At 50.2% G+C, this 9,211-nt stretch carries 8 protein-coding genes; 6 read left to right on the top strand and 2 right to left on the bottom strand.

Annotated elements, in window-relative coordinates:
* Positions 1-176: 176 nt before the first annotated feature.
* Complete coding sequence (cowN, locus tag DI392_RS18665; RefSeq protein ID WP_109321204.1) at positions 177-467, bottom strand: N(2)-fixation sustaining protein CowN; 291 nt, start codon at positions 465-467, stop codon at positions 177-179.
* A gap of 91 nt (positions 468-558) precedes the next feature.
* Positions 559-747: a hypothetical protein gene (locus DI392_RS18660; protein WP_109321203.1), complete on the bottom strand. Its 189-nt coding sequence runs from the start codon at positions 745-747 to the stop codon at positions 559-561.
* A gap of 178 nt (positions 748-925) precedes the next feature.
* Between DI392_RS18660 and DI392_RS18655 the strand changes: the two genes are divergently transcribed.
* From DI392_RS18655 to cysN, 6 genes are all read left to right on the top strand, one after another.
* On the top strand, positions 926-2,740 hold the full coding sequence (locus tag DI392_RS18655) for an assimilatory sulfite reductase (NADPH) flavoprotein subunit (RefSeq protein WP_109321202.1): 1,815 nt from the start codon (positions 926-928) through the stop codon (positions 2,738-2,740).
* Positions 2,740-4,455 carry an assimilatory sulfite reductase (NADPH) hemoprotein subunit gene (gene cysI, locus DI392_RS18650; RefSeq protein ID WP_109321201.1) on the top strand — a complete coding sequence of 572 codons (1,716 nt, stop codon included), beginning with the start codon at positions 2,740-2,742 and terminating at the stop codon, positions 4,453-4,455. Before DI392_RS18655 ends, cysI begins: the two co-directional genes overlap by 1 nt.
* Positions 4,448-5,209, top strand: coding sequence for a phosphoadenylyl-sulfate reductase (locus DI392_RS18645; protein WP_109321200.1), 762 nt, complete (start codon positions 4,448-4,450; stop codon positions 5,207-5,209). The genes cysI and DI392_RS18645 overlap by 8 nt, the downstream gene beginning before the upstream one ends.
* A 205-nt stretch (positions 5,210-5,414) precedes the next feature.
* Positions 5,415-6,830, top strand: a complete 1,416-nt coding sequence (gene cysG, locus DI392_RS18640; RefSeq protein ID WP_109321199.1) for a siroheme synthase CysG — start codon at positions 5,415-5,417, stop codon at positions 6,828-6,830.
* Positions 6,831-6,842: 12 nt separating this feature from the next.
* The gene (cysD, locus tag DI392_RS18635; RefSeq protein ID WP_109321198.1) at positions 6,843-7,751 is read left to right on the top strand and encodes a sulfate adenylyltransferase subunit CysD; all 909 of its coding nucleotides are present in this window, start codon (positions 6,843-6,845) and stop codon (positions 7,749-7,751) included.
* A 24-nt stretch (positions 7,752-7,775) separates the two neighbouring features.
* Entirely contained in the window at positions 7,776-9,209 is a 1,434-nt protein-coding gene (gene cysN / locus DI392_RS18630; RefSeq protein ID WP_109321197.1) for a sulfate adenylyltransferase subunit CysN, read from the top strand.
* Positions 9,210-9,211: the final 2 nt, after the last annotated feature.

Here is a 9,211-nt window from a genome sequence, read left to right as displayed (position 1 = left end):
ACGACAATATTGTCGACAAGCTGTGTAGTGCTTGGAATCGTTTTTGTGCAGACAAAAGCAGAGTCATTTCGCTCTGCTTTAGAGATTGGACTATATTGACCAGTTAATTAGTGTGATTGGTATTAGCCTCTGAAGCTTAGCCTACATAGCCCTACAGCCTTAATCATGGCTTAAACTTAACAACATTCTTGTTCTATTTTGTACAACAATTCAATCGCGTCCAGCTCATTACATTGTTTGAAATAGGAATAAAGAGGGTTCATTTGGTTACCGATAAAATGTAGATTATCGTGACCGAACTTTTTCTGCTGATGGCGTTTGGTCTTAAAGTAAGTGTGCCATTGAGAAAGGCCTTTGCCTTGATTTAAGGCGCTTTCTAGCATAATGATAAGTTGATCTGCATTATTATTGCACTGTATCCCCTCAAAAGAGAGGTAGCGATCCCTTTCGACTGTCTTATTCTCCATATGCTTTCCCTTACATTCGGTGTCTGTTTGCTGGCAATTAACCTTATCAAGCAAACTTAATACCAAAACTTAGTTAATCAGGGAATGGATATTACTTGGCGCTGTTTTGTTCAATTGGGTCGTCTGATTCGTCTGATTCGTCTGATTCGTCTGATTTGAAAGCTTCTTTTTGCTGCTTCTGGCGTTCGTGCATAGCCTCGATAAGCTTACGATCCAGTTCAGCAAAGAACAGATCTTCTTCAGCCTGACCTCTTAAGCGAATTTTGTCTATAAAGTCCATTTGCAGCCCTTATTTCTTTGTGACTACTGATGTAATTATAGTTAATCGTTAAGAGAGTAACCCGTTTTGTCCACCACTATTAGATTCTCTTTGTTATAAGAAATTCACATTTATTCTTTTTTGTTATTTTCATAAATCGGTAAGCTAGCCTGACGCAATGTTATAGGAATCTCGTGTCATGTTATTAAAGGAACTCTCAGCATTAAGCAGCCCGCTGGGTGATCAGCAGCTTCAGCTGTTACAGCAAATAGCCGAACAAATGTCACCACAGCAATTCGCCTGGGTCAGTGGTTATCTTTGGGGACTAAGCCAGAATCAGTCTGTCGAAGGCGGACAACTACCTGTGTCTTCTGCTCCGGTTGCTACTCAGCCTGCTGGAAGACTTACCATTATCTATGCTTCTCAAACCGGTAACGCCAAAGGTGTTGCGGAAGCGCTGGAACAGAAAGCCATAGCACAGGATATTCCGGTATCTCTGTTCTCTGCCGGTGACTACAAAGGTAAGAATCTGGCTAAAGAAACGCACGTCATCGTTGTTTCTTCTACCAATGGTGAAGGTGAAGCACCCGACGATGCGATGGAGCTGCATGAGTTCCTGCAGTCAAAGAAAGCCCCAAAACTGAATAACCTGAAATACGGTGTTCTGGCTCTGGGGGATTCCAGCTATGAGTTTTTCTGTCAGACCGGTAAAGACTTTGATGAGTATCTGTCGAAGTTAGGCGCTGAGGCGTTACTGGATCGTGTGGATTGTGACGTCGATTACGAAGCGGATGCTTCAGCTTGGGGTGATGCCGCACTGCATAAGGTAAAAGAGACGCTGGCACCAGCCGCTCCGGCTGCGCAGGTTGCTGTGGCGCAGTCTACTTCCGCAGCTGCCTCCCAATATACTAAACAGAACCCTTATCAGGCGACGTTAGTGACCAGCCAGAAAATTACTGGTCGCGATTCAACCAAAGATGTGCGCCATGTTGAAATCGACCTGGAAGACTCCGGTCTGACTTATCAGCCGGGTGATGCTCTGGGTGTATGGTATGAAAATGATCCGGCTTTGGTGGATGCCGTTCTTGCTAAAGCTGGCCTGAATGGTGATGAGGACGTGACCGTTGATTACGAAACCCTGCCTCTTAAACAGGCGCTGATCAGTAAGTTTGAAATTACAGCGGCCAATCCTCAACTGGTGACCCAATATGCGGAACTGTCTGGCAGCAAGCGTCTGGAAAAACTGGTTGGCGACAAAGACAAACTCAGAGAATACGCTTCTGCCACTCAAATTGTTGATGTGTTGGCAGAGAAAAAGACGGCGTTGAGTGCTGAGCAACTGATTGGTCTGCTGCGACGTCTGACGCCACGTTTGTACTCCATTGCTTCCAGTCAGGAAGAAGTGGATGAAGAAGTGCATCTGACGGTTGGCCTGGTGGAATATGCCCATGGTGAAGAAACCCGCCTTGGTGGTGCCTCTGGCTTCCTGGCTCAGCGTTTGGAAGAAGGCGACCCGGTTAAGGTTTTCATTGAATCTAACTCCCACTTCAAGTTGCCTGAAGACGATACCAAGCCGGTCATCATGGTTGGTCCGGGTACCGGTATTGCGCCATTCCGTGCGTTCATTCAGGAGCGTGATAACCGTGATGCTGACGGTAAAAACTGGCTGCTGTTTGGTGACCGCACCTTTACGCAGGACTTCCTGTATCAGGTGGAGTGGCAGAAGTACCTCAAGTCAGGCGTGTTGACCCGTATGGATGTCGCATTCAGCCGTGATCAGCAGGAAAAAGTCTATGTTCAGGACAAACTGAAACAGAACGCGGAAGAGGTATGGCAGTGGCTGCAGGACGGCGCCTATATCTACGTCTGTGGTGACGCGTCCCGTATGGCGAAAGATATTAACGATGTTCTGATTACCATCGTAGAAGAGCAGGGCGGTAAGAGCCGTGAAGAAGCTGAGCATTTTATTAACCAGCTGCGCAAAGATAAACGTTATCAAAAGGATGTCTACTAATGAGCGATCAACAAGAAGTACTGGGTGAAGTGTTAGGGCCACTTGCTGATAATGAGCGTCTGAAGCGTGAAAGTAATTTTCTGCGCGGCACGATTGAACAGGATTTACAGGATCATATGACCGGCGGCTTTACAGCCGACAACTTCCAGCTGATCCGTTTCCACGGTATGTATCAGCAGGATGACCGCGATATCCGTGCTGAGCGCGCCAAGCAGAAGTTGGAGCCGTTGCATAACGTGATGCTGCGTGCGCGTATGCCGGGTGGGGTGATCACCCCTCAGCAGTGGCTGGCGATCGACAAGTTTGCTGAAGAGAGCACCCTATATGGCAGTATCCGTCTGACGACACGACAGACGTTCCAGTTCCACGGTGTGCTGAAGCCAAACATCAAAAAGATGCACCAGACTCTGAACAAAATTGGCATTGATTCCATTGCTACCGCTGGGGATGTCAACCGTAACGTACTGTGTACCTCTAACCCGGTTGAATCTGATCTGCATCAACAGGCGTATGACTGGGCAACGAAGATCAGTGAACACCTGCTGCCGAAAACACGTGCGTATGCTGAAATTTGGCTGGATGGTGAAAAGGTCGAAGAGAGCGATAAAGAGCCGGTTCTGGGCAGCAACTACCTGCCACGTAAGTTCAAGACGACCGTGGTGATTCCGCCGCAGAATGATGTGGACGTGCATGCTAACGATCTGAACTTCATTGCTATTGCTGAAGACGGTGAGCTGGTTGGCTTTAATGTGCTGGTAGGCGGTGGTCTGGCGATGACCCATGGGGATACCTCAACCTATCCACGCCGCGCGGATGATTTCGGCTTTATTAGCCTGGAGCATACCCTGGCTATTGCTGAAGCTGTAGTAACCACTCAGCGTGACTGGGGTAACCGTTCTAACCGTAAGAATGCGAAAACCAAATACACACTGGATCGTGTCGGCATCGACACCTTTAAGCAGGAAGTTGAGAAACGCGCTGGTGTGAGCTTTGCTCCAAGCCGTCCGTTTGAGTTTACCGAGCGTGGTGACCGTATCGGCTGGCTGGAAGGTGTAGACGGTAAACATCACCTGACTCTGTTTATTGAAAATGGTCGTCTGCTGGATTATCCGGGTAAGCCTTTAAAAACCGGTGTAGCAGAAATCGCTAAAGTCCATAAGGGCGATATGCGCATGACCGCGAACCAGAACCTGATTATTGCCGGTGTGGACAGTGCGGACAAAGCTCAGATTGAGCAGATTGCCCGTGAACATGGCCTGATTGACGATGGCGTTAGCGAGCAGCGTAAGAACTCCATGGCATGTGTGGCTTTCCCGACTTGTCCTCTGGCGATGGCCGAAGCAGAACGTTTCCTGCCGGGCTTCGTAACCGACGTTGAGGGATTGCTGGATAAGCACCAACTGGCCGGAGAACACATTATCCTTCGGGTAACCGGCTGTCCGAACGGCTGTGGTCGTGCCATGCTGGCAGAAGTCGGGTTGGTCGGTAAAGGTCCGGGCCGTTATAACCTGCATCTGGGGGGTAACAAGGCCGGTACACGAGTGCCGAAAATGTACAAAGAGAACATTACCGATAAGCAGATCCTGGAAGAGCTGGACAGCCTGATTGGCCAGTGGGCCGCAGAGCGTCAGGAAAACGAGGTGTTTGGTGACTTTGTTATCCGTAAAGGAATCGTGCCAGAGGTTGTGGTATCAAAGAGGGATTTTCATGCCTGATTTTAAATTAGCGGATCTGTTAGATTTGCCGAAGGTGGAGCAAACGCTCCACCTGGCAGAAATCAATGCTGAGCTGGAATCCATGACGGCTCAGCAGCGTGTTCAGTGGGCACTGGAGCATCTTGAGGGGAACTTTGTTCTGAGTTCCAGCTTTGGTATTCAGGGAGCACTGATGCTGCATCTGGTGACTCAGGAGAAACCGGACATTCCGGTGATTCTGACCGATACCGGGTATCTGTTTCCGGAAACCTATCAGTTCATTGATGAACTCACGGAACGCCTACAGCTCAACCTGAAGGTGTTCCGGGCTACAGAAAGCCCTGCCTGGCAGGAGGCCCGCTATGGGCAACTGTGGGAACAGGGTGTTGAAGGGATCGAAAAATATAACCGCATCAACAAAGTGGAGCCAATGCGCCGTGCGTTTAATGAGCTTCAGGCCGGAACCTGGTTTTCAGGGCTGAGACGCGAGCAGGCCGGTTCGAGGGCCAACCTCCCGGTACTGGCGATTCAGAATGGTGTGTTTAAGTTTCTGCCGGTGATCGACTGGACCAACAAAGATGTGCATTATTATCTGAAAGAGCATGATTTGCCTTATCACCCGCTTTGGGATCAGGGCTACTTGTCGGTCGGAGATACGCATACCACTCAAAAATGGGAACCGGGCATGAGTGAAGAGGAAACCCGCTTCTTTGGCCTGAAACGTGAGTGTGGCCTGCATGAGGACGATGGTGAGGTTAACGGCTCCGGTATCTGATTTTTCTCCAACCTAAAAGGCTTACCTGTTCAGCGTAAGCCTTTTTATCACTTCTAACCCACTGATAGTGGCCGAAATCTCACCTTTTTACCGTCTTCTGTATTAATTCTAGTAACTATTTGGAATAAAGAATTCGATATTAGAATTTCTGGAAATATAAACCCTTGCCATAATGCCTCTAGTGAAGAGTATCGAGGAGAGATGGATGGAGTACCTGCCAATATTTGCTGATTTGAAGCAAAGGCCTTGCCTGATTGTCGGTGGCGGTGAAGTCGCGTGGCGCAAAACCCGTATGCTGCTGAAAGCAGGTGCTGCTGTTCGTGTCGTTGCCCCGGAGCTGAATAAAGAATTTCAGGCACTGGTTGCTGACGGGAAAGTGGTTCATCTGGCCAATGCGTTTGAACCTGAGCATCTGGATGGTGTGTTTCTGGCCATTGCGGCGACAGACTGTCGAGAAGTGAATGCGCTGGTGTATCAGTCGGCCAATCAGCGTCAGGTGCTGGTTAACGTGGTAGACGACACCCCTCGTTGCAGCTTTATTGTGCCGTCCATTGTGGACCGTTCACCTCTTATAGTCGCCATCTCTTCTTCAGGTAAAGCTCCGGTACTGGCACGGCTGGTACGGGAAAAACTGGAGGCGCTGCTTCCTCAGCATCTTGGCAGTATGGCCCGGATTGCTGGTGGCTTTCGTGACCGCCTGAAGCAGTCTTTGGGTTCGGTAACAGAGCGCCGTAAGTTTTGGGAGCGGGCATTCAGTGGCCGTTTTGCTGAACTGATTGCGGCAGGTAAAGAGCAGCAGGCGGCCGAAGAATTAGAGCAGAGTATTCATCAGTCTACTCCTCAGGGAGAGATCGCCCTGATTGGCTGTGGCCCTGGTGATGCCGGACTACTGACCTTGCGCGCGTTGCAGCTGATGCAGCAGGCGGATGTGGTGCTGTACGACTATCTGGTTTCCGACGAAGTGATGGAGCTGGTGCGCCGCGATGCCGAGCTGGTTTGTGTGGGTAAGCGGGCCGGACACCACAGTGTGCCACAGGCCGAAACCAATCGTCTGTTGGTGCATTACGCGCAGCAGGGCAAACGAGTGGTACGTCTGAAAGGCGGTGACCCATTCATTTTTGGCCGTGGTGGCGAAGAGCTGGAAGTGGCTGCGGAGGCGGGTATTCCGTTTCAGGTGGTACCGGGTATTACCGCAGCAGCAGGAGCGACCGCTTATGCCGGTATTCCGTTGACTCACCGTGACTATGCACAAAGCGCGATGTTTATTACCGGACATTGCAGACCGGATGGCGACGAGCTGGACTGGTCGACACTGGCCCGGGGCAGACAAACGCTGGTGATCTATATGGGGCTGATGAAAGCCAGCCATATTCAGCAGCAGTTACTGGAACATCAGCGTGGTGCTGATACCCCGGTTGCCATTATTGAGCGCGGGACGCAGAAACAGCAGAAAGTATTGACCGGAGAGCTGCACCAGTTGGCAGAACTGGCTGAAGGTGCGGCTTCACCTTCTCTGATTGTGGTCGGGGAAGTGGTTAAGTTATCAGAAACATTACATTGGTTTGGTACGCAGGATCAGGCCTCAGAGCCATCGTCTCAGGCTGTTGTTGGTTTAGTTTAAGCAGGAAAAGTTATGGAACAGAAACAGTTAACTCACCTTCAGCAACTGGAAGCTGAAAGTATCCACATTATTCGCGAGGTTGCGGCGGAGTTTGATAATCCGGTGATGATGTACTCCATCGGTAAAGATTCTTCCGTAATGCTGCATTTGGCAAGAAAAGCCTTTTACCCGGGTAAGATCCCGTTTCCTCTGCTGCACGTCGATACGGACTGGAAATTCAAAGAAATGATTGAATTCCGTGATCGTACGGCAGAGAAATATGGTTTCGACCTGTTGGTACACAAAAATCCGGAAGGTATAGGCATGGGCATCAACCCGTTTGTCCATGGTTCTTCCAAGCACACCGATATCATGAAAACCGAGGGCCTGAAGCAGGCACTGAATAAATACGGTTTTGATGCTGCCTTTGGTGGTGCTCGTCGTGATGAGGAAAAATCACGCGCGAAAGAGCGGGTGTATTCATTCCGTGACAAAAACCATACCTGGGACCCGAAAAATCAGCGCCCTGAGTTGTGGAAAACCTACAACGGTCAGGTGAACAAAGGCGAAAGCATCCGGGTATTCCCGCTGTCCAACTGGACCGAGCTGGATATCTGGCAGTACATCTATCTGGAAAATATTGAGATTGTTCCTCTGTACCTGTCGGCGGTACGTCCGGTGGTTGAGCGTGACGGCATGCTGATCATGGTGGATGACGACCGCATGGAGCTGCAGGAAGGTGAGAAGGTTGAACAGAAAAGCGTGCGTTTCCGTACGCTGGGTTGCTACCCGCTGACCGGAGCCATTGAATCCGAAGCGGCCACGTTGCCGGAGATCATCGAAGAGATGCTGGTGGCGACCTCCAGTGAACGTCAGGGACGGGCTATCGATCATGATCAATCCGGGTCGATGGAGCTGAAAAAGCGTCAGGGATATTTCTAAGGTAAACAGGATTAAGGAACGACTATGAACAGCATTATTGAACAGCAAGTCGCAGAGCTGGGCATCGAAGCTTATCTGCAACAGCATCAGCACAAATCGTTGCTGAGATTTCTTACCTGTGGCTCTGTGGATGACGGTAAAAGTACGCTGATTGGCCGCCTGTTGCATGATTCTCAGCAGATTTATGAAGATCAACTGGCGGCGATCCATGCTGACAGCCAGAAAGTGGGTACGACGGGCGAACGTCCGGATCTGGCTCTGCTGGTGGATGGTCTGCAGGCGGAGCGTGAGCAGGGCATCACCATTGATGTGGCCTACCGCTACTTCTCGACCAAGCAACGTAAATTTATCATTGCTGATACTCCGGGGCACGAACAGTACACCCGTAACATGGCAACGGGCGCATCGACCTGTGATGTCGCGGTTATCCTGATTGATGCGCGTAAAGGCGTTCAGGATCAGACCCGCCGTCACTCGTACATCGCGAGCCTGCTGGGTATTCGTCACTTTATCGTGGCGGTAAACAAGATGGATCTGGTTGAGTTTTCCGAAGAGCGTTTTGAAAGCATCAAGCAGGACTACCTGGAGTTTGCTACTAAGCTGAATACAGAGATTGATATTCAACTGGTGCCGCTATCGGCTCTGGAAGGTGACAATGTGGTCGACCTGAGTGATCAGACGCCTTGGTATGACGGTGAGTCCCTGCTGACACTGCTGGAAACGACAGAAGTTAGCGAAAAGCAGAACGCAGAGGAGTTCCGTTTCCCTGTACAGTATGTGAACCGCCCAAACCTGGATTTCCGTGGTTTTGCCGGTACATTAGCCGCGGGCGAAATCAAAGTCGGTGACCGGGTTAAAGCGCTGCCATCCGGTAAAGAATCACGAGTGAAACAGATTGTCACTTTTGATGGTGAGCTTGAGAGCGCTCAGGCCGGTTTAGCTATCACGCTGACACTGGAAGATGAAATTGATATCAGCCGTGGTGATCTGATTGTGCCGGCGAAAGCCGAAGTTGCCACCAGTAACCGTTTGCTGGCGGATATCGTCTGGATGGCCGACAAGCCTCTGGAAGTGGGCCGTCAGTACGATATTAAAGTGGCCGGTAAGAAAACCGTCGGCTCTGTGGACGCGATTCGCCATCAGGTAAACATCAATAATTTGGAGCACTTTGAGGCTGACAGCCTGCCGCTGAATGCGATTGGTCAGTGCGAGCTGAGCCTGACTTCACAGGTACCGTTTGACCGTTATCTGGATTGTGCCGATACCGGTGGCTTTATTCTGATAGACCGTCTGACCAATGTGACCGTTGGTGCCGGTATGATCCGCGAAGCACTGGAAGAAACCGAGACAGAAACAGAAGAAGCGGATATGGAAGCTTTTGAAGCAGAGCTGAAAGCACTGCTACAGAAATATTTCCCGTCCAAAGCCACCCGTAATCTGGGTAAACTTCTGGGGTAATG

It is taken from the genome of Vibrio albus, assembly GCF_003144035.1.
GTDB classification, from domain to species: Bacteria; Pseudomonadota; Gammaproteobacteria; order Enterobacterales; family Vibrionaceae; genus Vibrio; species Vibrio albus.
Note: the sequence above shows the minus strand (reverse complement) of the source record. Positions and strands in the feature narration are given on the sequence as shown.

Bases quoted from the DNA above. Each gene is read 5' to 3' on its own strand.
- DI392_RS18645 (WP_109321200.1), top strand. From the start codon at position 4,448: ATGCCTGATTTTAAATTAGCGGATCTGTTAGATTTGCCGAAGGTGGAG.
- cysD (WP_109321198.1), top strand. From the start codon at position 6,843: ATGGAACAGAAACAGTTAACTCACCTTCAGCAACTGGAAGCTGAAAGT.
- cysI (WP_109321201.1), top strand. From the start codon at position 2,740: ATGAGCGATCAACAAGAAGTACTGGGTGAAGTGTTAGGGCCACTTGCT.
- DI392_RS18655 (WP_109321202.1), top strand. From the start codon at position 926: ATGTTATTAAAGGAACTCTCAGCATTAAGCAGCCCGCTGGGTGATCAG.
- DI392_RS18660 (WP_109321203.1), bottom strand. From the start codon at position 747: ATGGACTTTATAGACAAAATTCGCTTAAGAGGTCAGGCTGAAGAAGAT.
- cowN (WP_109321204.1), bottom strand. From the start codon at position 467: ATGGAGAATAAGACAGTCGAAAGGGATCGCTACCTCTCTTTTGAGGGG.
- cysN (WP_109321197.1), top strand. From the start codon at position 7,776: ATGAACAGCATTATTGAACAGCAAGTCGCAGAGCTGGGCATCGAAGCT.
- cysG (WP_109321199.1), top strand. From the start codon at position 5,415: ATGGAGTACCTGCCAATATTTGCTGATTTGAAGCAAAGGCCTTGCCTG.